This is a genomic window from Burkholderia sp. SIMBA_051, from assembly GCF_046534915.1.
Taxonomy (GTDB): domain Bacteria; phylum Pseudomonadota; class Gammaproteobacteria; order Burkholderiales; family Burkholderiaceae; genus Burkholderia; species Burkholderia ambifaria.
This window is the reverse complement of the sequence record NZ_JAWRXS010000474.1, coordinates 1-260: the sequence shown is the minus strand read 5'-3', so window position 1 is coordinate 260 and position 260 is coordinate 1. Positions and strand designations below refer to the sequence as shown.

1 protein-coding gene is annotated in these 260 nt (G+C 63.1%); it reads right to left on the bottom strand.

Going from position 1 to position 260, the window contains the following annotated elements:
- Positions 1-260: cache domain-containing protein (locus SB771_RS35350; protein WP_410722085.1), on the bottom strand; the 260-nt coding region annotated here is incomplete at both ends.

Below are 260 nucleotides of genomic sequence, written 5' to 3'. Positions count from 1 at the left end.
ATTTTTGGATCGTAGGGTCGTCGCATCAGCATCGTGCCGTCGCTCAGCATCAACGCCATCGAGCCGCCCGGGCCGAGATTCATATCGGCGAACAGGCCGCGGAAATAACTCAGGCGCATGGTGCCGACGACCACGCCGCCGAAGCTGCCGTCCGGCCGGGAGATACGCCGGCTCAACGCGATGCTGACTTCCTTGCCGGCGATCTTCGGCAAAAATGGACGGCTGACGTACAGGCCCACGTCGGGAGAATCCCGCTGCAC